The sequence below is a fragment of the Akkermansia muciniphila genome (assembly GCF_900184965.1).
GTDB classification, from domain to species: Bacteria; Verrucomicrobiota; Verrucomicrobiia; order Verrucomicrobiales; family Akkermansiaceae; genus Akkermansia; species Akkermansia muciniphila_A.
Map to the genome: position 1 here is coordinate 14,301 of NZ_FXYA01000003.1, position 22,741 is coordinate 37,041.

Below are 22,741 nucleotides of genomic sequence, written 5' to 3' on the forward strand. Positions count from 1 at the left end.
GGCAAAAAACGTCAACACGCCTGAAAGGTTTTTCCGAAATGCATCCCGGGGCTCAAACTCCAGCTACAGGGCAATCGCCCACAGAACCTTCAGATAACGGCCCTCCGGATAAGTGCTCAGGAAAGGGTGGTCCCAGCCGGGGCCGGTCATCGCCATGATCTGGAGCTTGCGCCCCTGCCGCTGGGCGGCCTTGATGACAGTATGCTCAAACTCCGCGGGGGAAAGCAGCCCGGAACAGGAACAGGTAACAAACAGCCCGCCGGGGCGCACGCATTGCAGCCCCAACATATTGAGGTCATGGTATTTCTTGATACCCTCTTCATACCCGTCCCTGCCGATGATGAATTTGGGCGGATCCAGCAGCACGGCGTCAAACAGGCGGCCGTTGCGCACCATCTGGCGCGCATAAACAAAGGCATCCGCATGCACGAAGTCGATGCGCTGCCGGTTGATATTCCCGTTTCTTTTCGCCATGGCGACGGCCTTTTCATCCAGATCCACAGCCGTTACTTCCGCCGCTCCGCCCAGCATCTTGGCGGCAATGGAAAAGCCGCCGCTGTAGCAGCACAGGTCCAGCACCGTGGCCCCCTTCACCAGAGAGGCGAACTTGAGGCGGTTGTCACGCTGGTCACAGAAAAAGCCCGTCTTGTGTCCCTGGGCGAAGTCCACTTCGTAGGTGATGCCGTTTTCCACAATCTTCACCAGCCTGACGGGGGCCGGGGATGCCGGCGCCTCTTCCGCCCGGATGCCCTCCATGCGGGCAATGCCCTCATCCACCTGCACCACATGGCGCTTTGTGCCGCACAGGCGGTGCAGCAGGGGCAGCCAGCGGTCCAGCCTCTGCCAGACGGCCAGCGTACTCACCTCCAGGCTCAGCACGTCCGCGTAACGGTCCACCACCAGGCCGCCCAGTCCGTCGGAATCCCCGTGCAGCACACGGTACGCATTCGTGGTCTCATCCAGGCGCAGAACTTCCCGGCGCAGCTTCACGGCGCGTTCCAGCGCGGCATCCAGGTCCCGCTCGGCAAAAGCGTCCTTCCCGTGGTGCACCATGCGCAGGGGCGTGCGGCTGGCCTCATTCCAGAATCCGGCGCCGAACAATTCACCATTCTTGTCATAGACGTTTACCAGGCTACCCGGCGCTATTTCCCCGCTTACGGAGCCGAGCATGCGGGGGAACACGGCCGGATTGTATGTGAAATACTTCAGCTCCACCCAGGGCTTGAGCCATTGCTCGCTCCCTTCCGGCGACTTGTTGGCAAAAAGGTTCTTTTTGGGAGCCGTGCGCGGACGGCCCGGCTGGGAACGGCGGTCCCGGTAAACGGGTCTGGGGCGGGAATCATGGGAATTGCGGAAATCGTTCATGAAATGCTGGAGAGAAAGGGTGGATCTGCGGCATAGCGGGCCACGGCCATGTCGATGGCCTCTTCATACGCCCTTACGGGCTGCTTCATCAGGGAAGAGAGCCGTTCGCAGGACATGGCGGTATGCCGGGGCCGAGCATCCCTGAAACCGGCCTGTTCGTCGAGCTTTTGTTCCGCCACGGGCGGCAAAGAAGGCAGCAACCCGTGCTTCACGGCGCATTTCAGTACGGTTACGGCATAACTGTGCCAGGAAACAGGCTCTCCGGACTGGCACAAATGCAGCACGCCGGAAGCCCCGCTCTCATAAGCCAGAAAACGGAGCCATGCGCACAAATCTTCCACCCATGTGGGCATGGACCATTTGTCCGCCACGGCGGCCAGGGGCTCCCTTTTCATCGCCCGCCGCAGCACCATTTCCGGGAATGAAGGCCGTCCCGGATTGCCGAATACCCAGGAAACGCGGGCCACCAGAGCATCCGGCATCTCCTCCCGCACACGGAATTCCGCCTCCAGCTTGGACTCCCCGTACACATTCACGGGGCGGCACTTCCCCTCCTCCGTTTTCAGGCCTTTCCTCCTGCCGTCCAGCACATAATCCGTACTCAAATGGATAAAGCGCATACCCTCCAGGCGGCAAATGCGCGCCATCATCTCCGGAGCCATGGCGTTGACGCGGTGGGCCGTCTCCGGATCATCCAGGCAGGCTTCCAATCCGCTCACAGCGGCGCAATTCACCACATGAGTGGCTCCGGAAGAAAGCAGAACACGTTTCAACGCGCTTAAATCCTTCAAATCACAAAAGCCCCGTCCGCACTTCACCACCTCCAGGCCATGTTCTTCCAGATACGCTGCCAGGCGGCTCCCCACCCGGCCGTCAGCTCCGAACACCAATGTTCTGTACATGACGCAGAGCTTAGACGTTTCCCCCTCCAAAATCCAATGAAAACCTTTTTTCATCGTGACAAAAGATGGAAAGGTTGTTTGAATTAAAGTTGTGTTTTACCATGAATATTCTTTAACAGCCTGCGGCCCTCTGAACGCCAGAGCCGCGGAAGTGTGCAGGAAGGGAGCCCTTATTAAAACGGATGAAGGCGGGTACGGCTGCATCCAGCCGTGGCCGGAACTGGGAGACGCCACCCTGCAGGAGGAATTGGACGCGCTCAGGAAGGGCCGCCCTCTGCCTTTGGGCGTCCGCGCCGCGGAGTGCGCCCGAACGGACGGAGAAGCACGCGCGAGGGGCGTCAGCCTGTTTGACGGTCTTCACATTCCGGAAAGCCACGCCACGCTGCCCTCCTGCGTCAGCCCCGCCACCATTCGCATCATGGAATCCAAGGGATTCAAGGCAGGAAAAATCAAGGCCAGCGCCAATCTGGCCGCCTCCCTGGAACGGCTGACGATGCTGGCATCCATGGTCCCCTCCTGGCGCTGGCGGCTGGATTTCAACGGATGCCTGAATGAAAACGATGCCCTGAAATTCTGGAAATCCCTGCCCCACCATCTGAAAACCAGGATAGACTTCATAGAAGACCCGTGCCCCTTCTCCATCCAGAGCTGGGAACGCCTGGTGGACGCCGGCATGCCTCTGGCCCTGGACATGGGTTCGGACGTGGAACACCAGCCGGCTATTTCCTCAGACCTGCCTATCATCCGCATCGTCAAACCCGCGCGGGAAGCAACGCCGGAATACCTTTACGAGCCTCCCGTCTTCACTACCGTCATGGATCACCCCGTAGGGCAGCTCTGGGCCGTTTACCAGGCGGCGGAGTATTACCGCAACTTCCTTCCCACGGAAATTCCCCTCTGCGGCCTCTGCACTCATCTCCTGTTTGAGCCGGACCCCTTTATTGACCAGATGGGCGGCATGAACCCTCAGGCAGCTGTTCCCGGAGGCACGGGGCTCGGGTTTGACGAACTATTGGAAAATATTCCCTGGAAAATACTGTAACAATACAGAATTACCCGGCTTTCATTGAAACTACAATAAAGCGGTTCTTCCCATACTCCCGTGCCGGAACCGCCCACGGTTTCCCTCAGCCTGCCGGGACTTGCCGCTCTGATGACGCGCCGCCGGGGAGGGCTTAATTTCGTATTCGCGTCCTTTGCATGCAATCAGAAGCCGCGCTTTTGCAGGAAGCGCGGCTTCTTTTGTAATGATGATGGCGGATACCGCAACCGGATTATCTCAACTCCAGATGCTTATCACGCAATTTTCTATTCCGGGCGTGTGGAAAATTTAAGGCCGGGATATTCCTTCACATTGCATCCGGGCGTCTTGGGATTCACCAGCACCGGAACAAAAGTGAACATCCACCGGCGCGCGGAATTGTTGCTGGGGCTCTTCACCAGCACGCGGTTCCACCCCTTCTTCAACGGAACCATGGAAGGCTCCCGGAAATGGTAGTTTTCATCCACCAGCACGCCGCTGTTACGCGGCTTCTTCCATTGCGGGGGGACAATCTCCCGGCCGTTCACGAAAAATTTGGGATCCGCATGGAACCATTTGCCGGGAACGCTCGCCGGACCATTGCGCCAGTCGGATGTGGCCCAGGTATGCCCGCTGATCCAGAAAGGCACCGTCTGCGCCTTGGGGGAATAAATCCAGGTCTGCGCATAATAAGTATGGTTCTTGTGGGGATAAGCTCCTATCTTCGCGCCATTGAATAGCGTCGGAAAATCACAGTAATGCTTGAAAATGATGGTGGCCCCCGTGTAATCGTCTCCGGACCACTCATAGGTGACGCCGTCAATCTCGTAGGAATCCTTCATCTTCCCTGCCTTGTTGTCCTCTTCCGGGGCGAATTCCGTTTCCGTCTTACCGCCGTTGGGAATAGGCCCCAGCAATTTCCAGGGAATATTCGCCTGCCGCACGTAATTAAACTCCTTATCCATGAAAAAACGGTCCCGGATGGCGAGCACTCGGTTCTCGTAATCCGCAAATCCTTTCAGCAGAGGATCTCCCTGCACGGGCAAATTGGAAAAATACTTCATGTATTCGTCCTGGTTGGGATCTCCCTGCACCTTCTCATGGGGATTATTCCACAAGGGTTCGGAAACGAACGCCATCCCGGCGTAAACGGGCGTCTGAAGCACCTGGTTGCGCGGATCCGTGATTTCCAGGTCCGGGAAAGAGCACAGCATCATGCCCAGTCCTTCCGCATTCCGGAACGGACACGCCCGGCGGAAATACATCGTCATGGCCGTTTCAAACGGATCAAGATGATTCAGGTAAGTTTCCAGGGAATCAACGTACTTCGCTCCGTCGGTAGGCCATGCGCCGCGGTTCTGGCGGCCGGACCATAACTGCTGGATGGAGCCGTTATAGCCCTTCGGCGTCAGGCCGGGCTGCCATCTCATGGGAATGCGGCCGCAGGATTCCACAGCATTAATGTACTCCTTCAGAATCTCATTGTTCACCTGCTCATCCCTGCCGCGCACCTCATCCGTGCCGATGTGGATAATGGGCATTTGCTCCTTGGGAACCAGGGAACACAACTCCTTGATCAGGGCCACCAGGGCCTTGGTGGCCTTTTCATCGCTCATCTTCACGTTGAGCGCCTTGCGGAACATCTGGCTGTGCCCCGGCATATCCATCTCCGGAATCAGCAGGATGTTGCGCAGGCGGCAGTATTCCACCAGCTGCTTAAACTCCTTCTGCGTGTAAAACTTGCCAGGCATGCGCGTATAATTCCTGGAATCGTTCAGCTCCGGATAAATTTTGGATTCCAGCCGCCAGCCGGGATTCTCCGTAAAATGGAAGTGGTAAACGTTCAGCTTGAGCTGCGCCATGGAATCCAGCTCCCGTGCAATCAGAGGCAGCGGCATGTAATTGCGTCCCACATCGTTCATGAACCCGCGGATTTCAAAATCCGGCCAGTCCACGATGTCGCAGGCGGCAATAGTCGTCGTCCCGCCGCGTCGCAGAAGAAGCTGCTCCAGCGTTTTCATGCCGTAGTAGAATCCTCTGGTATCCATCGCCGTAATGAGCGCGCCGCCGGAAGTTACACGAAGGGAATAGGCTTCCTCCTTCAGCTTGGAATTTTCCGTGCCGGTTTTCACATCCCCCTTGACGAATTTAACGGCAAACGTCCCGTCCGGAGCCACCTTCACGCGGTGATCCGCCAGAAAAGACTTCAACTCGGAAACGATGAACTTCATCTGCTCCGGATAGGAAGTCTTGGACGGAGACGGAGCCAGAATGCGCACGGACTGCACGGGAATAGCCCTGCCGTCCCAGCGAAGCTGCTGGGGTTTGGGAACCAGCGGAGGCCGCTCCGCCGGAAACTGCCTGTAATTGGCTCCGTTGGCCGGAAAGGACGGGGCCGTATCCTGCCCCCATGCTCCGGCGCAAGCCATGCACATCCATGCAAACGATAATAAAAGGAACTTCATGCGGCCAATAATACGCCCGCAATAACGCCTGCCTGTCAAACCTATCGTGTCCAACCTGCCGGGAAACGGGGCTCCGGCAGCATTTTTTTGCAAAAAGACCAGAACCTGCGCTTACATGACAGAGGATGGCCGGACATCCTGCGCGGCCGGGGCATCTTCAATTTCTCCGGAAATACCGTTTACGGCCACACCGCGGCGCACGGCGTAAAGTCCCGCTTCCTCCTCTTTCTTTCCGGCTACAAAAGCCCAGTAGTAACTGCCGCGGTCATGATAGCAGGCCCACTCTCCGGCAATTCCCGGGCGAGCTTCCATCAGCAGGGAATAAGAATCCGCGGGAGAAACCTTGAACCCGCGGGGCGTACTCAAACCGGAAGAGGGAAAGGAACGGATGTCTCCCCTCCACACCAGATCCAGAGAAGAAGAGGACAGCAGGCCGTCCGCAAGTCTGCTTCCCGCCAGAACCTGCCCGGCGCCGAACATGGGCAGGCAGGAAGAACCCAGAAAAGCGGCTCCGCAAACGGAGACAACGCGCAGGAAAGGGAAAATGGATATGGTCATGGCATGCTTCTGAAAAAGGCGGAAAGGACTCAACTCCCAAAAGCTTCCACAGTCAATCAAAAACAGCCCTCTTTCCGGAACTGGGGAAAAGGCCGTTTTCCGGACAGGTGGACAGCTTGACAACCCATCCGCGCGTTTTTATAGTTTGTTGCCTGTTTTGAAAGGAGGAACGTCCATGGCAGCCCAGTCACGCAACATCGCAGAATTGGAAAACGCATCCGTATGGCGTCTGCTGATCCAGTACTCCCTGCCCTCCATCGCCGGCATGGTGGTATACTCTCTGTACAACATCATTGACAGCGTGTTTATCGGCCACGGCGTGGGGCCTCTGGCCCTGTCCGGCCTGGCCGTCACCTTCCCCATCATGAACCTGACTTTCGCGCTGGGCACGTTGGTAGGCATCGGCGGGGCGGCCATCAGCTCCATCCGTCTGGGAAGAAAAGACCAGGAAGGCACTGAGCGCACGCTTGGCAACGTCCTCATCATGAGTCTGATTGCCGCTGTGGTGCTGGTGGTTCCCACACTTCTCTTCCTTACGGAAATCCTGACCGCCTTCGGCGCCAGCGGGCAGACTCTCACCTATGCGCACGACTTCATGCTCATTACCTTGCTGGGGCTGCCCGTCACGTACGTCTTCTTCAACCTCAATCATGTGATGAGAGCTACCGGCTACCCTAAAAAAGCCATGGGCTCCACCCTTCTCTCCGTAGGAATCAACATCATCCTGGCGCCCATCTTCATCTTCTGGTTCAAATGGGGCATTACCGGAGCCGCCGTGGCTACCCTTCTCGCCCAGGTCGTCGGCATGGTGCGCGTGCTGTTCCACTTTTCCGATGCGGCCAGCACAGTCCACTTCCGCCGCGGCATCTGGCAGCTGCGCAAAGCCATCGTCACCGGCATCCTGTCCATCGGGCTGGCTCCCTGCCTGGTAAACGTCTGCGGCAGCGCGGTTACCGTCGCTATCAACAGGCAGCTTGCGGACCATGGGGGAGACCTGGCTATCGGGGCCTACGGCATCATCAACCGCATTCTTATCCTGTTCGCCATGCTCGTCATCGGCCTCACGCAGGGAATGCAGCCCATCATCGGCTACAACCACGGAGCCATGAAGCCGGGCCGCGTTCTGCTCACTCTCAAATACGGAGTTCTGGCCGGAACGTCCTTCACCACGCTGGGCTTCCTGGCCTGCGTCCTCTTTCCCCGCGGCATTGCCGGCCTCTTCACGGATGACGCCTCGCTCATCAGCCTGGCGGCCAACGGCCTGCTCATCTGCGTGCTGGCCTTTCCGCTCATCGGCAGCCAGATCATCATCGGGAACTTCTTCCAGGCCATTGGGAAAGCCCGTCTGGCCATCTTCCTGTCCCTGACGCGCCAGATGCTCTTCCTGCTGCCGTTCCTGCTGGTCCTGCCCGGTTTCTGGGGGCAGAACGGAGTCTGGGCATCCCTCCCCCTGGCAGACGTGCTTTCCTTTATCGTCACCCTGCTCTTCATCCGCCGGTTCCTGAAATACTACCGGCTGAAAAACAGGCACTACCTGGTTCCCGGCACGGGAAAGGCATAACCTTTCTCCCCCCTGCCTTATTGGCACGAATCCGCCCCAGGACACATTCTTTCCGGGGGGATATGGAAGGCGGTGAAACCTTTTTCCATTCTCCGGAGAAAGGTCCTCCCCGCCTTGCCGTTTTTCCCGCTGGCGTTTTTGCGGGACATAAGACCGGCAGTACGCCTAACGCGCCGCACTTTCAGGACTCTATTCTGTTGAAGGCCTCGCATGGTCTCCCCTTCTGGGGCCCCTCCCGGGAGAACCGCTTTTCCACCGGACAGCTTCCGGAAGCGCAACAACCCGAACAGTATTACAAGGAATCATATCAAATGAAAAACGGAATCATGATGCAGTATTTTGAGTGGAACCTGCCCAACGACGGACAGTTTTGGAACAAGCTGAAGGATGACGCCCCTCATCTGGAGGAAATGGGCGTCACGGCCGTCTGGATTCCTCCGGCCTACAAAGGGAAGGAACAAAACGACGTAGGATACGGCACCTATGATCTTTTTGACCTGGGGGAATTCGACCAGAAAAACACCGTCCGCACCAAATACGGCACCAGGCAGGAACTCCAGGAGGCCATCAAGGCTCTTCATGAACACCATGTAGGCGTTTATCTGGACGCCGTCATGAACCACAAGGCAGGAGCGGACTATACGGAAAAATTCATGGCCAAGGAAGTGGACCAGCAGAACCGCGACAAGGAAATTACGGACGCCTACGAGATTGAAGGCTGGACCGGGTTCAACTTTCCCGGCCGCGGAAACAAATATTCCGACTTCAAATGGCACTGGTACCACTTCACCGGAACGGACTACGACGCGCGCACGGAAAAAACCTCCATCTTCAAGATTATGGGAGACGGCAAAAGCTGGAGCGAAGGCGTGGATGAAGAAAACGGCAACTACGACTACCTTATGTTCGCCAATCTGGACTTCAACCACCCGGAAGTGGTGAAAGAAATGGAAAGATGGGGAATATGGGTATCCCGGGAACTGGATCTGGACGGCATGAGGCTGGACGCCATCAAGCATATCAATGACGAATTCATCAGGAAATTCCTGGCGGCCGTCCGCAAGGAAAGGGGAGCAGACTTCTACGCCGTGGGCGAATACTGGAAACAGGATCTGGAATCCCTGGACGACTACCTCAAGGAAGAACGCTACAAAGTGGATCTGTTTGACGTTCCCCTGCACTACAACATGTACCAGGCCTCCAAGCAGGGCCGCGATTACGATCTTTCCAAAATTCTGGACGGAACCCTGGTTCAGAACCATCCTACGCTGGCCGTTACCTTTGTGGATAATCATGATTCCCAGTGGGGCAGTTCCCTGGAATCAGCTGTGGAAGACTGGTTCAAGCCCTCCGCCTACGCGCTCATCCTGCTCATGAAGGAAGGCTATCCCTGTCTCTTCTACGGGGACTATTACGGTGTGAGCGGCAACCCGCCCATGCACCGCGCCATCATCGACATCCTGCTGGAAATCCGTAAAAACCATGCTTTTGGGGAACAAAATTACTACTTTGACCACCCGAACACCATCGGCTTTACCCGCGTGGGGGATCAAGACCACCCGCATTCCGGCGTGGCCGTGCTCATTTCCAACGGAGAAGACGGAGACAAAGTCATGAACGTGGGCAAGCAACACGCAGGGGAAACATGGAAGGAAGCTACCGGCAACGTGGAAGAAACCGTCATCATTGATGAAGAAGGCAACGGCCGGTTTCTCGTCCACGGCGGCAATGTGGCCGTATGGATTCCGGAACACGCATCTCAGGACACACGGGAGGAAGACGGCAAATAACGCGGTTCCTGCCCGCAAAGAGCCAGAACGGACACGAAGAAACGGCCTGTTCTCCACTCCGGACTGTTTTTCCGGAATGGGGTTCAGGCCGTTCTGACTTTAATCACCAGTTTCAGAAGCTTCCCTTCCCCAATGCAGCCGGCATGCGCATCCTCCGGGAAAAAAATGGCGAACTGCCCCGGTCTCACGACAAAAGAGGTGTCCGGCGAATCGTCATAATGCTGCGCGTCCTTTTCCCTGTTAAACGGTTCGGAAGGTTTTTCCAGCGCCGCGCGGTCCTTCCACATAAACCCTTCTTCCCGGGAAAGGGGCACGTGAATGTCAATAAACCGGTCATGCACTTCCATGCGGGCCTTTTCCCGCTTCTTCATCACCGGTTCATTCACCATCACGGTCAGGGCGTCTTCCTCCAGGACATGGCAGCCCGCTTCCAGGGCTGCCGGAGCAGCTTCCCTGATAAAATCGAAAGCTCTCCTGAACAGGGGATTCAACATTTCGTAACGGGCGGAATCGGAAAGGGAGGCGATAATCATGACTATGGGCTCCGTCCCCGGAGGCGGGCCTCATTGTAACGGGGCGGAAAAGCCAGTCAACTCATTTGCTCCCTTTCTCCCCGATATTCCGGTGCATGGCCCGTTCCTCCCGCTCCGGAATGAATTTTCCGCCGTTTTCCCTGGCCTTTAATATACGTTATCTCCGTGAAGCACAGTAAAAAACTTGTCATCCGGCGCCACCTCGTATATTAGAGTAGCTGTAAGTTATCAGTCACACGATGATTAAACAGAAAAATCCCTCCGGCACCTACCGCCCTTCCTATGACCGCACCCCCAGATACACTGTTAAACAGGTTGCGGAAATGATGGAAATGTCCGCCTACACCATCCGGTATTATGAAAACGCCGGATTAATCCCGGACGTGGACCGCAGCGGAGGAAATGCCCGTATGTTTTCCGACTACACCCTGGGGTGGCTCCGCCTGGTCCACTGCCTCCGGATGACGGGCCTCCCGATTGAAGGCGTCAAACACTACATCGACCTGTGTCAGGAAGGGGATTCCACCATTCCGGAACGCGCCGAACTGATTTTCAAGCAGGAAAAAAGTCTCCGGGAACAGCTCCGCATCCTGAAAAAACAAATGGAAGTGTTGAAATACAAGAAGAAATTCTACCAGGATCTTTTGGAAAGTCGCAGGCCGGACATCTGCAATCCGCTGAACTACGTCAGCGCCAGCGAGCCGAACATCGCTCCTGAGGAATAAGCCCTGCCTTAAATCCGCAACAGAAAGCGGCCGGGATTTCCCAATGAGGAATCCCGGCCGCTCTGCGTTCTTATCTGTTTCCCGCCGCCTCCGCACATTCCGCGGCGGTCATAAAAAATCCGTTTTATTTTTGAAGCTGATCGTACTCATCATCCGTCACCGGCTCAAGCCATTCATTGGATGCATTCTCACCGGGAATCTCGATAGCCAAATGGGAGAACCAGCTGTCGGCGGCAGCCCCGTGCCAGTGCTTCACATTGGCGGGAATATGGATGACTGTGCCAGGAAGAATTTCCACAGCAGGCTTTCCTTCTTCCTGATACCAGCCGCGTCCGGCCACGCCGATAAGCACCTGCCCGCCGCCGTTCGTCGCTTTGTGAATATGCCAGTTATTGCGGCAGCGGGGTTCAAAGGTCACATTGGAGATATTCACCTGTTCGCGTGAAACGGGCGCAAGATAACTGTTGCCTGTAAAATACTTGGCGTATGCCGTATTCGGCTCGCCTACAGGGAAAATCATCTTACGTTGGAAAGCGGCTTTGGCGTCTTCGCCCGCCGTATCTTCCGCCCATACGTCTTTGGCCAGATTAAATGCCGCCCATGCTTTCGGCCAACCGGCATAAAAACCGATGTGGGTGATGATTTCAGCAATCTCGGTGCGGGTAATGCCGTTCTTCTTTGCCGACTGAAGATGGAAAACGAGCGAATTGTCGGTGATGCCCTGGCTGATCAGGGAGGTGACGGTTACCAAACTGCGGTCACGCAGACCGAGCTTGTCAGTCCGGCTCCATACTTCACCGAAAAGAACATCATCGTTAAGTTCCGCAAATTTGGGAGCAAACTCTCCTAACTGAGTGCGTCCCGCCGTCTGTACTATCTTTTCCTGCGACATAGCATTTGTTATGAAAAAACCAATTGAAAGAAATAAAATAATCTTATTCATTATTTTGTTATTTAATAATATTAGCAATGCTGCTTGAAGGATTCAGCGGCGTCTGATCGGATAAAACCAATGCCTTAACCATGTGCTTCGTTCCCTGCTTGTATTTCTGGAAATGAGCCGATGCGATGTGCGACTTATATGCCTTTTGGCTGGCGTAAGTTTCGAGAATGGTTATCTTGCAGGCATTTTCTTTCTCCGCAACAGCATACATGGTCAACACGCCCGGTTCCGTGCGCAGGGAGATTTCCCCCACTTCGATGGCGTACTTCATATATTCCTCCAAATATTCAGAATGCACTTCTATTTTTGAGAGACGAACGATACCATCAGGCTGCATCGGTAACTTGACGCACATGCCCGTATTTTTGCCATTCTCCATTTCCACTTTATCGTGATTTATGGTTTGGGCTTCTGAAAGATTCATCAGACAGGCAAGGGAAAAAGCCATTCCCGCGATGGTTCGTTTCATAAAATCATTATTTGTTAATGGAAATCGTCTCATTGACCCACTTGACGAGCGCGGCCCTCGTCGTCCGTATTCCCTCCCCGGCAAAAGCGCCTCCCTTGAGAACGGAGGACTTGGGACACAGCTTCCGAACCTCGTCCGCACAGCGCGCCATGCCGCCGCCCCCATGCGTCACAAATGGAATCACCGTCTTCCCGGAAAGGTCGTAACTTGCCAGGAAAGACGCGACCGGCGGCGCAATGGTGCTCCACCAGTTGGGGCTGCCGATGAAAATCACATCGTACTTGCCCATATCCTCCACCTTAGCGGCCAGTCCCGGCCGCACCCCTTCCTGAATCTCCTTCCTGGCCTGCACGGTGCATTCCCGATATTCGGAGGGATAGGGTTTGACCGGCTTGATTTCAAACAGCGTTCCGCCCGTCGCCTTCTGAATTTGCGCAGCGGCGTACTTCGTATTGCCTCCCCATGAATAATAGGCAATGAGAACCCTGGCAGGCTCCGCGGAAACCTTGGGTTGTTCCTGCCCCGAACATCCGGCTCCTGTCATCAGGGCCGCGGCCAGAGCGCATATCGTTGATATTGTTTTCATATATTTTTATCCGGTTAAAAGGAGCGGCAGAAGGCGGCCGGGAAAAACGTTTTCATCCGGCATTCCTTTGCGCGAACCTTGTTCCTCATTTCTGTCTAAATATTAGAGTAACTATAAGTCAATATGTTTTTTCAACTATTCCGGAAGCCATACCCAAACCAATTCCTAAAATTCTTCTAATCAATATATTATTCTTTCCGAAGCCGAATCAGGACAATTTCCGACGGAACGCCGATGCGGATGGGAAAGCCGTTCCAAATCCCTGACCCGTTGGAAACATACAGCTTCATATGACCAACCGTGTACAGCCCGGAGACGAACCCCTCGTTAAAACGCGCCACCAGCCGGTCCATGCCGGTAATCATGCCTCCGTGCGTATGGCCGGACACTTGAAGATCCACGCCGTGCTCCGCCGCTTCCCGGGCCAGCCGCGGCTGGTGGGAAACAAGAATGCGTACTCCCTTTTCCGGGGCGCCCTGCAACGCCTTGCTTATATCCGGCTCCTCCTTCCCCATAAGGCCGGCTACAGGATCCGTCACGCCGGCCAATACCACGGCCTCCCCTCCCGCCAGCGCGTGTTCGTTAAGAAGCATGCGAATTCCAAGGGCAGGCAGGAACTCCATCCACTCCTCATAACCGGAGTAATACTCATGATTGCCCGGCACGCCGAACACCCCGTATCTGGCCTTCAAATCCGCAAGAGGCCTCAAATCGCCGCCATGCTCGGATACAGTCCCGTCCACGAAATCTCCGGCAATCACGACGATGTCCGGATTCAGGACGTTCGTGCGCTCCACAATCTTCCGAATGCGGTCCTCCCTTGTAATGCCGTCCGCATGAAGATCCGCCAGCACGGCGACCGTCAATCCGTCCGCCTCCTCCGGGAGGCGGTTCACGGCAATCGTTTCCTCCTTCACCTGGGGCACTCTGGTGCCTCCGAGCATGCCCACAGTTGCCAGCACGGCGGAAAGAACCAGCAAAACAACATTCACCCGGTTGCCAATGACGCGGAACCTCTCCGTCCTGTTCCTCCGCAGGCAGAACAAAACCAGCAGATACAGCGCCCGCGCCACATCCGCCGCCAGCAGCAGGAAAAAGAACAGGAAAAGAACGGAGAACAGCCACGCGGCCGCCAGCAGAACGTCTTCCGGCAAAACCGGGGAGAAAAACATGGGGCCTCCAAACAAATGCAGCAAGTGGAATTTGAATGCCGCCACCGCCAGCAGGGCGGCAAGCAGAAGCTTCCAGCCCCATTTCAGCTTCAGAGGCAAAATAGCGCGGCAGAAAACGTAAACCGCCAGCAATGCTCCGAAAATCAGTATCATATGTCTCTTTCTTAAAAACAGCTTAATATCTTCCCCTCGCCGCAAACAACTCTATGGCATTTGAACGGAAGGGAAACGCATCGGCAAAACTACTTGTCTATCTGGCTCTCCGTAAATGGATCCGCCCGGTGCCCCATCAGGGGGAGCCTGGAACAGGCAAGGTCAAATTCCTTGAGTTCCGATTCGGACAGGCGAACGGAAGTTCCTCCCAGAAAATCATCCAGATGGGCTGGATTGGTTGTTCCGGGAACAGGCGCAATCCACGGTTTCCGGGAAAGCATCCAGGACAGGGCGAACTGGGCCGGAGTCATACCCCTGCTTTCCGCCCATTCCCGGACAAGAACAGCCAGCGGCATGTTGAACCTGAGGGCTTCCGGCGTAAACCGGGGCAAAGTGGCGCGGCGGTCCGGCTTTTGAAAACGGCTGTCCTCCCGGACGGCTCCTGCCAGAAAAGCGCGTCCCAGCGGACAATACGGAACAAAACCGATGCCCAATTCTTCCAACGTGGGAAAAATCTTCCTCTCCGGTTCCCGCCACCAGATAGCGTATTCGCTCTGGACGGCGCTCACCGGACACACGGCATGGGCCTTCCTGATGGAACGGGCGCCGGCTTCGGACAGGCCGAAATGCAGCACTTTTCCTTCCCGCATCAGTTCCTTCACCGTACCTGCCACTTCTTCCATGGGAACGTCCGGATCCACCCGGTGCTGGTAAAGCAGGTCAATATGGTCGGTACGCAAACGTTTCAAGGAACCTTCCACTGCACGCCGGATATGGTCGGGCCTGCTGTTCAGGGAAGAAGGGCGGCCTTCCTCCACTCCAAAACCGAATTTGGTACCTATCCTGACCTGGTCGCGGACAGGGGCGAGAGCTTCACCCACCCATTCCTCACTGGTATAAGGCCCATACACTTCCGCCGTATCAAAAAAAGTAACTCCTTTGTCAAAAGCCCGGCGTATCAAGGCAATCATCTCCTGTTTATCATACTTGCCGCCGTAATAACCCACCATCGGCAGGCATCCCAGCCCGATGGGGGACACTTCCAGACCTCCAAGGCGCCGGGATTCCCCAGGAAAACCCTTCTTCGGCGCCCCGGAAGAAGACCCGGGAGCGTCAGGCAGCAAAGAAGAACCCTCCCCGGCCCATCCCCGGGAAACCAGGGATAAGGCAAAACCGGACGTTATTTTGAGAAAATCCTTGCGTTTCATCACGTTCCATCTTTCTTACCCAAATTCAGTCGCAGAACCGCCTTATTTCAGATACTTCAAAAAGAACTGTTCGATTTTGTCGAAAGGAATAACGCCGGCTTGATTGTCATAAAGATCCACATGGCTCGCGCCGGGAATGATCATCAGCTCCTTGTTATCCCCCTTCAACTTCTTGAAGGCGTCCTCGCTGAAATAACGTGAATGGGCTTTTTCTCCGTGAATCATGAGCACGGCGCTGCGGATTTCACCGCTGTACGCCAGAATGGGCATATTGATGAAAGAAAGCGCCGAGGTAACGTTCCATCCGCCATTTGAATTGAGCGAACGCTTGTGATAGCCGCGGGGCGTCTTATAATAATCGTAATAATCCTTCATAAATCCGGGCGCATCCGTGGGCAGAGGATCAGGTACGCCCCCCGCGAGAGCATAAGAACCGTTCTTCGCATCATCCGTGCGCTGGGCATTCAGTTGTTTGCGAAGCTCATAACGGGCGTCGGCGTCCATCGCGTCGAAATAGCCGTTCGCGTTCACGCGGCTCATATCGTACATCGTGGACGTTACCGCAGCCTTAATGCGGGTGTCGATAGCCGCCGCATTGACCGCCATGCCGCCCCAGCCGCAAATGCCAATGATTCCGATACGTTCCGAATCCACGTCATCACGGGTGGAGAGGTAATCGACGGCGGCGCAAAAATCCTCCGTATTGATATCCGGGGAAGCGACATAGCGGGGAAATCCGCCGCTTTCTCCCGTATACGAGGGATCAAACGCGATCGTCAGAAAACCGCGTTCGGCCATCGTCTGGGCATAAAGGCCCGCAGATTGTTCCTTCACGGCGCCGAAAGGACCGGAAACGGCAATAGCCGGCAATTTCCCGTTGACATTCAGGGGTATATACAAATCCGCAACCAGCGTAATGCCATAGCGGTTGCGGAAACTTACCTTGCGGTGGGTTACCTTGTCGCTTTTAGGAAACACTTTATCCCATTCCTGCGTTACATTCAGTTTTTCGGTCATGATTTTGTTAGTGTCGGTATGATGATGTTCAGCGGATAAGCTCCCTGCGCAGCAAAGGCTTGCGGAGAAAGCCAGACAAATCCTTGTCAATGAAATAACGGTCATATGTCCAATATCTAATGTGAATGATTACTTCCCGTAATTGATCAGGTACAAAACCGATTCCGGATCCTGGTGGCACAGGAAAAGGCTCTCTCCCCGGTCAAGCCTGGCGATAGCCTCCATATCCTCCTGGGAAAGAGTAAAATCAAAGACGTCGAAATTCTCCTTCATCCTTTCCCGGCGGGTCGTCTTCGGAATGGCGATAATTCCATGCTGAATCAGGAACCTCAGGGCTGTTTGCGCCGGGGTTTTGCCGTACTTCTCGCCGATGCTCTTCAATACCGGATTCGTGAAAAATCCATTGCGGCCTTCCGCAAAAGGTCCCCAGGATTCTATTCTGGTACCGTACTTTTCCATCACTTCACGGGCCTTTTTCTGCTGGTTGAACACATGCGTTTCCACCTGGTTGACGGCGGGCCTGATCTCGCAGAACTCCGCCAGATCCACAAAGCGGTCCGGATAAAAATTGCTCACGCCGATGGCACGGACCTTTCCGGCCCGGTTCGCTTCTTCCATGGCCCGGTAAGTGCCGTAGTAATCGTTGAAAGGCTGGTGGATGAGCAGCAGATCCAGATAATCCGTACGCAACTTGCGCAGGGATTCGTCGATGGACGCCTTCGCCTTCTCATACCCGCCGTTAGAAATCCACACCTTCGTGGTGAGGAACAACTCTTCCCGAGGAACCCCGCTTTTCTCCGCCGCGCGGCCTACGGCTTCCTCATTGCCGTAAATCTGCGCGGTATCAATAGAACGGTAGCCGACCTCAATCGCATCCAGCACGCAGCGTTCGCACTCCTTAGCGTCGGGAATCTGAAAAACGCCAAACCCCAGGACAGGCATCGTAACGCCATTGTTCAAAATGATTTTTTCCATAACAGTTTTTTCTATTGTTTTTTGATGCTAAAAAGGAAATTGCCAATTAAACGGCCTGCAGCGGGTTCAGTTCTTTCAGTTCATACTTCCTGCTGCCCAGGCCTATTTTCTCGGCGTACTCCACCGTATGCCGCCCATGGCGGCTCTCAATACGCTCCACCAGAGGCCTGTTGTCATTCCCTTCAGACGGTTTGACGGCGTAAACGAGATCCAGGCAGGCCTGGTCAAGAGCAACCGGGTCAAGGGAAGCCAGAATACCGATATCCTTCATTTCCGGCGCATGGGGGTGGGCATCGCAATCACAGTCAATGGACAGATTGTTCATCACATTGATGTATAGAATTCTGTCCCCGAAGTAATCCGCCACGGCCTGCGCGGAAGCCGCCATGGACTCCAGAAAATCATCCTGCCTGGCCAGATTGTTCCATACGGAGGAAACATCCCGCGTCTTTCCGGCGGAATGGATGTACGCCTTCCCGGCCGCTGAGGCAACCCCGATGGACTGGTTCTTGATCACGCCGCCGAAGCCGCCCATGGCATGCCCCTTGAAATGGGCCAGATTGACCATGAAATCATAATTCTTCAAATGATCCCCCACGATATCGTATTCCAGATGCTTCCTGTCCCTCACCGGGATAGTGAACTCTCCTTCCGCGTCCATGATATCCACCCGCGCAATATCGGAAAAACCGTGATCCTTCGCAGCCTGCAAATGGTCCTCCGTCCGTGAGCGTTTGCCTCCGTAAGCCGTATTGCATTCCACGATAGTGCCGTTCACCCGTTGCACCAGGCCTTTGATTAAGGCCGGACTCAAAAAATGATGGCCGCCCGGTTCCCCGGTGCTGATCTTGACGGCTACCTTTCCCGCGGCCGGACGCCCCAGAGCCTCGTAAATCCTCACGAGAGCCTCCGGAGAAATTTCCTTCGTCATCCAGACCCTGGAAGCTCCACCCTTCTCCGCAACCGCGCCCAGGGCATACTCCGGCAAAGCCAGGCCCGCCAGGGCTGCGGTGGAAGACTGGAGCCATGCTCTTCTCGTCATCTTATTTTCCATGCCAACTTGATTACTTGTTATTAAAACCGTTCTACCTGTTAAGAACCTGCAGGGGACGCCGGGCACGTTCGTGTTCCGAAAATGCGGCCGCACAGCGTGCGGATGATTCTCTCCAGCCCCTCAAGCAGCAGCTTCCTGGGACAGGCGATGTTCAGGCGAATGAAGCGCCCCTCCGTTTCCCCATACATTTCCCCGCCGTTGACAAGCACCCGTCCCTCATCTTCCAGCAGGCGGACGATCTCTGCGGAGGAAAGTCCCAGATCGGAACAATCTATCCAGACCAGATAGGTCCCCTCCAGCGGCGCCACACGGAGCTGCGGCAGGCGTTCGACCAGCATATCGCGGACTATCTCGTAATTCCCGTAAAGGTAGAGCTTCAGTTCCTCCAGCCATTCCTCCCCGCCGTTATAAGCCGCTTCCAGTGCATCCACGGCAAAGGAATTGACGTCACACACCTCATTGATGTTGATGGCCTTGTCAATCCTCTTCCGGACTTCTTCATCCGCCGCGACGATATTGGCTATCTGAATGCCCGCCAGATTAAACGCCTTGCTGGGGGAAATACAGGTGACGGAATGGCGCAGGGCGTCCTCTGAAAGGGAAGCGAACGGCGTATAGGGATGGCCCGGATACGTCAGTTCGCAATGAATCTCGTCAGCCACTACGAAAACGCCGTTTCTCCGGCAAATGGCAGCCATTTCCTCCAATTCTTCCCTTGTCCAGACGCGCCCGGCGGGATTATGGGGATTGCACAGGAGCATCAACTTGACGGCAGGATCGGACGCTTTACGTTCCAGCTCATCCGCATCCAGCTCATATCTGCCGTTCTCATATTTCAGAGGGCAGGTTTCCGCAACGCATCCGTTATTGCGGATGGAGGAAAAAAAGCAATTATACACAGGCGTCTGCACCAGCACCTTGTCTCCGGGAACCGTCAGGGCCCGTATGACGGCAGACAGCGCGGGAACCACCCCCGTGGTATAAATCATCCATTCCGGATTAATCTTCCAGCCGTGGCGGCGTTCAAACCAGTTCACAACCGCCTCATAATAGGAATCAGGAACCCGCGTATAACCGAAAATGCCGTGTTCGGCCCTTTTCCGGATGGCTTCCGTCACCGCCGGAGCCGTACGGAAATCCATGTCTGCCACCCACATGGGCAGAATATCCTCCCGGGGCATGGAATCCCACTTGTAGGAATTCGTGCCCCGGCGCGGAACAACAGTGTCAAAATCGTACTTCATGCGGCTTCTCCGGATTGTTTTTTTCCCGTTTCAATGGAGCAATTGGCCGGAGCCTTGCAATGCTCGTCCAGAATAATCTCCCCGTACTCTTCCGCGACGATGCGGCCGCTGCGCGGATTTTTGACGCTGTGCACACGCCCTTTGATTTCCGCATGCACGGAGGAATACTCAAAGCAGAGATCCGCATCCTCTCCGAGCGTGCAATTCTCCAAAACCAGGTTTTCCGCGTAGCACAACGCCTGCGTGCCGGAAATGCGGCAATTCACCAGACGAAGGTTCCTGGAATGCCAGCCCAGATACTCCCCATCCACTACGGAATCATACACCGTCACGTCCTCCGTATTCCAGAAAGCGTCCTTGGAATGGATTTCCGCATTCCGTATCACCACATTCCTGCAATATTGGAAAGAGTAATTTCCGTTCAGGCGGAAGCCGTTAACATCTATATTCTCCCCGTGCATGAACAGGTAATCCCCATGCTCCGCCTGAACGCCGCGAAGTTTCGCATTCCGGCAGTGCCAGCAGCATTCCAGGGCATCCGTCAAAACGACGTTCTCCAGAACCATCCCGTCCATATCACGGAACATCTTGGGCGCTTCCACGCGCGTATTCTTCATATGCAGATTCCGGGAATACCAGATGGCGGCCCGGGCGCCTTCCCTGAACAGGCAATGTTCCACCAGCAGCCCGTCATTATGTCAGAAAGGATACTTCCCCCGGAACTCGCACCGTACGGCTTCAATGTCGGAGCATTCCTTCAGGGCGGATTCCCCCGGATAAATAATGACGTCTTCCAGCCTGAGATGGCGGGAAGCGAACAGGGGGCGTTCCCCTTCGTAGGAAGCATTTTTAATCATTCTCTTGGTCATGGCGATGATTTGATAAAAAGTCTGTTGTTTTTCATGATATGCCGTTTCAAACGGCGCCGGCCGGATTCCGGAAAAAGAAGGGAAAAGACGACGTCCGCGTACCATGCCTTCTTCTTTCTGCATTCAGGCTATTCCTTATAGTAACTATAATGCAAAAGATTTTTAGCACTTTCTGCTTCATCATTATTAATATATTAACATTCAATATACATTGACTGTCATAAAACTATTTCTCAACAGACAAAACCGAAAAAAACCTCTTCATTTTTCACGTTCCCCGCAGAAAGAGCATCTGTTACCCGGAAAAAATCCCGAAGAGGAAAGTTCCCCATTCCAGGCGGCATTTTCCGCCTCCAGCCTCCCGACCATTATCACAAGGCCCGGAATGATGAACAATACGGCCTCAGGGCCCATCATCCCCGCCTCAAATCCCGGCAAGACAGACCACCAGGGAACAGCCGGTCACGCTAGAATGAAACCGAACCGCTCCGGATAAACGGGAAGCGGCCACGCGGGGGAAAGGCGTTCCTGTTCCATTTCATACGGCTCCCTCCGGCCAAAAATCCGGAACCAGCATGAGAATGCAATACTCCACGCCCCATACCCTTCCCCGGCTCTCCCATTAAAACTGTTCTGCTAATAAAAAACCGCCGGAACTCCGGCGGCTGTTCCAGTCGGAGCCTTTCAATGTGTCCGCGGGCGTTTCACTCCCGAAAGCAACTCCACAGGGAAAACGCGCTCCGGCTCCCTTGAGCAAGGGCCGGCTTACGGTTTTATGGAACAGGAAGGCTTGGAAGCCTGCAAGGCGGAATTATCCATCTCAACAGCCAGCCAGAAAACGCCGACAGCCATCAGGCCGAAAACGCAGGCTCCGGCGACAGAAAGAATGTTCATTACCAGCTTTCGCCGCTCCGCATCTTCCCAGCATTGACGAACCAGCGCCCGCAGCGCGCCGCAGACGGAACCGGAACAAACGCCCCGCTTTTCTTCCCGGGAGGGCTGTTTTCTGGGATGCAGGTCGGACCTCATCATCACGGGATGCGGAAAAGGCTCCGGCTGCATTACGGAAAGGTCTAAAGGCATGTAGTTCATAACGCCGTTTTAACGATTTTCGTTAATCAGTCAACATATTTTAACGAATTCAATTTAATTCTTTCTATCGACAATTCACGAAAATCGTGTATCATCAAGCCATGACACCGACAAAAGGGGATGTGAAACGCTGGTTGAAAGCCATTGGGAAAAACCGTGACTGGCTTGCCTTGGAATGCGGTACGGAAAAAGGTACGGTGAATAACTGGCTCTCCCCCTCCGGCCCCTTTCCCGCCAGCGCCATGTTGAAAATCCAATCCCTGATGTCTCAATACAAAACGGTTCAACCGAAAAACGAACCTGTCCAGACCAATCGCCTCGTTCTGGAAATCACGGAAGAGCGCATGAGGAAATATGAACGGGCCGCCTCTGAAAAAGGCGTCCCCCTCCGCCAGTGGCTGACGGATTTGGCGGATGAAGCGGCGGAGGCATGCCAGCTGCGGCCAAAACGCTTCCCCTTGCTTCCCCAGGTCAGGCAATTCCCGTCCCATGCTGAACGAGCCAGGCGCGAATACAGTACGCAAATAATCGGCAACATCGCCGCAGGCTCCCTTGCGGAAAGCGACACTGTCCCGTCTACCATTTACATGGAAAGGCCCCTGGATAAAAACGAATACGTGGTTCGCGTAGAAGGAAAATCCATGGAACCCCTCATCCCTGACGGCTCCCTGGTGGTCATGCGGCGCCATACCGCTCCGCCCATCCCCAAACCGGGCGCCATCGTGGAATACAACGACGGACGCGGCGTTACCCTGAAAAAACTGATCCGCAGGAAAAACGAGGAAACAGGAAAAACGGAATACGTGCTGCGGCCCATCAACCCCATATTCAAGGACATAACCCCCATGGACGGCGGCAGTATCTCCGGAATATATGTGGAAACGCTTGTAAACTACCGCAAAGGCTGAGCATTCCGCTCTCCTGCCAGCCCTCTTTCCTATTCCGCAAAAATGCCGCAGCGCAGAAAAAACAGGCCGGAAACTCTTGTCTACGGAAATCTGACGGGCAGTAATCAACACCCTGCTCTTCCCGGCATCCT

At 55.2% G+C, this 22,741-nt stretch carries 20 protein-coding genes and 1 pseudogene; 5 read left to right on the plus strand and 16 right to left on the minus strand.

Annotated elements, in window-relative coordinates:
• Positions 1-63: 63 nt before the first annotated feature.
• Both CI070_RS00750 and CI070_RS00755 read right to left on the minus strand, forming a co-directional pair.
• Positions 64-1,365, minus strand: coding sequence for a class I SAM-dependent rRNA methyltransferase (locus CI070_RS00750; RefSeq protein WP_094136230.1), 1,302 nt, complete (start codon positions 1,363-1,365; stop codon positions 64-66).
• Positions 1,362-2,267 carry an SDR family oxidoreductase gene (locus tag CI070_RS00755; RefSeq protein WP_179218371.1) on the minus strand — a complete coding sequence of 302 codons (906 nt, stop codon included), beginning with the start codon at positions 2,265-2,267 and terminating at the stop codon, positions 1,362-1,364. Before CI070_RS00755 ends, CI070_RS00750 begins: the two co-directional genes overlap by 4 nt.
• A 91-nt stretch (positions 2,268-2,358) precedes the next feature.
• Between CI070_RS00755 and CI070_RS00760 the strand changes: the two genes are divergently transcribed.
• Positions 2,359-3,309: an enolase C-terminal domain-like protein gene (locus CI070_RS00760; RefSeq protein ID WP_094136232.1), complete on the plus strand. Its 951-nt coding sequence runs from the start codon at positions 2,359-2,361 to the stop codon at positions 3,307-3,309.
• A 266-nt stretch (positions 3,310-3,575) separates the two neighbouring features.
• Here CI070_RS00760 and CI070_RS00765 read toward each other — a convergent pair whose 3' ends face one another.
• On the minus strand, positions 3,576-5,753 hold the full coding sequence (locus CI070_RS00765) for a family 20 glycosylhydrolase (protein ID WP_094136233.1): 2,178 nt from the start codon (positions 5,751-5,753) through the stop codon (positions 3,576-3,578).
• 111 nt (positions 5,754-5,864) lie between these two features.
• Complete coding sequence (locus CI070_RS00770; protein ID WP_143245585.1) at positions 5,865-6,311, minus strand: hypothetical protein; 447 nt, start codon at positions 6,309-6,311, stop codon at positions 5,865-5,867.
• Between the two features lie 175 nt (positions 6,312-6,486).
• Here CI070_RS00770 and CI070_RS00775 point away from each other — a divergent pair, with 175 nt between their 5' ends.
• Together CI070_RS00775 and CI070_RS00780 are read left to right on the plus strand one after the other, a co-directional pair.
• Positions 6,487-7,872, plus strand: a complete 1,386-nt coding sequence (locus CI070_RS00775; RefSeq protein ID WP_094136235.1) for an MATE family efflux transporter — start codon at positions 6,487-6,489, stop codon at positions 7,870-7,872.
• A gap of 311 nt (positions 7,873-8,183) precedes the next feature.
• Positions 8,184-9,662: an alpha-amylase gene (locus CI070_RS00780; protein WP_094136334.1), complete on the plus strand. Its 1,479-nt coding sequence runs from the start codon at positions 8,184-8,186 to the stop codon at positions 9,660-9,662.
• A gap of 83 nt (positions 9,663-9,745) precedes the next feature.
• On the opposite strand, the gene CI070_RS00785 is transcribed toward CI070_RS00780, so the two are convergent.
• Positions 9,746-10,195 (minus strand): YhcH/YjgK/YiaL family protein, encoded by a 450-nt coding sequence (locus tag CI070_RS00785; protein ID WP_094136236.1) that lies wholly within the window; start codon positions 10,193-10,195, stop codon positions 9,746-9,748.
• A gap of 239 nt (positions 10,196-10,434) precedes the next feature.
• Between CI070_RS00785 and CI070_RS00790 the strand changes: the two genes are divergently transcribed.
• On the plus strand, positions 10,435-10,920 hold the full coding sequence (locus CI070_RS00790) for a MerR family transcriptional regulator (protein ID WP_094136237.1): 486 nt from the start codon (positions 10,435-10,437) through the stop codon (positions 10,918-10,920).
• Between the two features lie 124 nt (positions 10,921-11,044).
• Here CI070_RS00790 and CI070_RS00795 read toward each other — a convergent pair whose 3' ends face one another.
• The 11 genes and pseudogenes from CI070_RS00795 to CI070_RS00845 all read right to left on the minus strand — a co-directional run bounded on the left by CI070_RS00795 (position 11,045) and on the right by CI070_RS00845 (position 21,693).
• A complete protein-coding gene (locus tag CI070_RS00795; RefSeq protein WP_179218372.1) occupies positions 11,045-11,863 on the minus strand; it encodes a carboxymuconolactone decarboxylase family protein in 819 nt (272 codons plus the stop codon).
• A gap of 7 nt (positions 11,864-11,870) precedes the next feature.
• The gene (locus CI070_RS00800; RefSeq protein ID WP_094136239.1) at positions 11,871-12,332 is read right to left on the minus strand and encodes a putative quinol monooxygenase; all 462 of its coding nucleotides are present in this window, start codon (positions 12,330-12,332) and stop codon (positions 11,871-11,873) included.
• Positions 12,333-12,339: 7 nt separating this feature from the next.
• Positions 12,340-12,918, minus strand: a complete 579-nt coding sequence (locus CI070_RS00805; protein WP_256943546.1) for a flavodoxin — start codon at positions 12,916-12,918, stop codon at positions 12,340-12,342.
• 188 nt (positions 12,919-13,106) lie between these two features.
• Positions 13,107-14,243, minus strand: a complete 1,137-nt coding sequence (locus CI070_RS00810; RefSeq protein WP_094136240.1) for a metallophosphoesterase — start codon at positions 14,241-14,243, stop codon at positions 13,107-13,109.
• 89 nt (positions 14,244-14,332) lie between these two features.
• Positions 14,333-15,451, minus strand: coding sequence for an aldo/keto reductase (locus CI070_RS00815; protein ID WP_094136241.1), 1,119 nt, complete (start codon positions 15,449-15,451; stop codon positions 14,333-14,335).
• A 42-nt stretch (positions 15,452-15,493) separates the two neighbouring features.
• A complete protein-coding gene (locus CI070_RS00820) occupies positions 15,494-16,573 on the minus strand; it encodes an alpha/beta fold hydrolase (RefSeq protein WP_094136242.1) in 1,080 nt (359 codons plus the stop codon).
• A gap of 24 nt (positions 16,574-16,597) precedes the next feature.
• Positions 16,598-17,443, minus strand: a complete 846-nt coding sequence (locus CI070_RS00825; RefSeq protein ID WP_094136243.1) for an aldo/keto reductase — start codon at positions 17,441-17,443, stop codon at positions 16,598-16,600.
• Positions 17,444-17,489: 46 nt separating this feature from the next.
• Positions 17,490-18,497, minus strand: a complete 1,008-nt coding sequence (locus CI070_RS00830) for a DUF362 domain-containing protein (protein WP_094136244.1) — start codon at positions 18,495-18,497, stop codon at positions 17,490-17,492.
• Between the two features lie 38 nt (positions 18,498-18,535).
• Positions 18,536-19,741, minus strand: coding sequence for a MalY/PatB family protein (locus tag CI070_RS00835; protein ID WP_094136245.1), 1,206 nt, complete (start codon positions 19,739-19,741; stop codon positions 18,536-18,538).
• Positions 19,738-20,610: pseudogene (locus CI070_RS00840) on the minus strand (DUF3737 family protein). The gene CI070_RS00835 and the pseudogene CI070_RS00840 overlap by 4 nt, the downstream one beginning before the upstream one ends.
• Before the next feature lie 765 nt (positions 20,611-21,375).
• Positions 21,376-21,693, minus strand: coding sequence for a hypothetical protein (locus CI070_RS00845; protein WP_143245586.1), 318 nt, complete (start codon positions 21,691-21,693; stop codon positions 21,376-21,378).
• Positions 21,694-21,803: 110 nt separating this feature from the next.
• Between CI070_RS00845 and CI070_RS00850 the strand changes: the two genes are divergently transcribed.
• On the plus strand, positions 21,804-22,610 hold the full coding sequence (locus tag CI070_RS00850; RefSeq protein ID WP_094136247.1) for a LexA family protein: 807 nt from the start codon (positions 21,804-21,806) through the stop codon (positions 22,608-22,610).
• Positions 22,611-22,741: the final 131 nt, after the last annotated feature.

Bases quoted from the DNA above. Each gene is read 5' to 3' on its own strand.
- CI070_RS00800 (WP_094136239.1), bottom strand. From the start codon at position 12,332: ATGAAACGAACCATCGCGGGAATGGCTTTTTCCCTTGCCTGTCTGATG.
- CI070_RS00815 (WP_094136241.1), bottom strand. From the start codon at position 15,451: ATGAAACGCAAGGATTTTCTCAAAATAACGTCCGGTTTTGCCTTATCC.
- CI070_RS00765 (WP_094136233.1), bottom strand. From the start codon at position 5,753: ATGAAGTTCCTTTTATTATCGTTTGCATGGATGTGCATGGCTTGCGCC.
- CI070_RS00795 (WP_179218372.1), bottom strand. From the start codon at position 11,863: ATGAATAAGATTATTTTATTTCTTTCAATTGGTTTTTTCATAACAAAT.
- CI070_RS00780 (WP_094136334.1), top strand. From the start codon at position 8,184: ATGAAAAACGGAATCATGATGCAGTATTTTGAGTGGAACCTGCCCAAC.
- CI070_RS00820 (WP_094136242.1), bottom strand. From the start codon at position 16,573: ATGACCGTTATTTCATTGACAAGGATTTGTCTGGCTTTCTCCGCAAGC.
- CI070_RS00835 (WP_094136245.1), bottom strand. From the start codon at position 19,741: ATGAAGTACGATTTTGACACTGTTGTTCCGCGCCGGGGCACGAATTCC.
- CI070_RS00770 (WP_143245585.1), bottom strand. From the start codon at position 6,311: ATGACCATATCCATTTTCCCTTTCCTGCGCGTTGTCTCCGTTTGCGGA.
- CI070_RS00805 (WP_256943546.1), bottom strand. From the start codon at position 12,918: ATGAAAACAATATCAACGATATGCGCTCTGGCCGCGGCCCTGATGACA.
- CI070_RS00785 (WP_094136236.1), bottom strand. From the start codon at position 10,195: ATGATTATCGCCTCCCTTTCCGATTCCGCCCGTTACGAAATGTTGAAT.
- CI070_RS00810 (WP_094136240.1), bottom strand. From the start codon at position 14,243: ATGATACTGATTTTCGGAGCATTGCTGGCGGTTTACGTTTTCTGCCGC.
- CI070_RS00825 (WP_094136243.1), bottom strand. From the start codon at position 17,443: ATGGAAAAAATCATTTTGAACAATGGCGTTACGATGCCTGTCCTGGGG.
- CI070_RS00830 (WP_094136244.1), bottom strand. From the start codon at position 18,497: ATGGAAAATAAGATGACGAGAAGAGCATGGCTCCAGTCTTCCACCGCA.
- CI070_RS00845 (WP_143245586.1), bottom strand. From the start codon at position 21,693: ATGCCTTTAGACCTTTCCGTAATGCAGCCGGAGCCTTTTCCGCATCCC.
- CI070_RS00790 (WP_094136237.1), top strand. From the start codon at position 10,435: ATGATTAAACAGAAAAATCCCTCCGGCACCTACCGCCCTTCCTATGAC.
- CI070_RS00755 (WP_179218371.1), bottom strand. From the start codon at position 2,267: ATGTACAGAACATTGGTGTTCGGAGCTGACGGCCGGGTGGGGAGCCGC.
- CI070_RS00850 (WP_094136247.1), top strand. From the start codon at position 21,804: ATGACACCGACAAAAGGGGATGTGAAACGCTGGTTGAAAGCCATTGGG.
- CI070_RS00775 (WP_094136235.1), top strand. From the start codon at position 6,487: ATGGCAGCCCAGTCACGCAACATCGCAGAATTGGAAAACGCATCCGTA.
- CI070_RS00750 (WP_094136230.1), bottom strand. From the start codon at position 1,365: ATGAACGATTTCCGCAATTCCCATGATTCCCGCCCCAGACCCGTTTAC.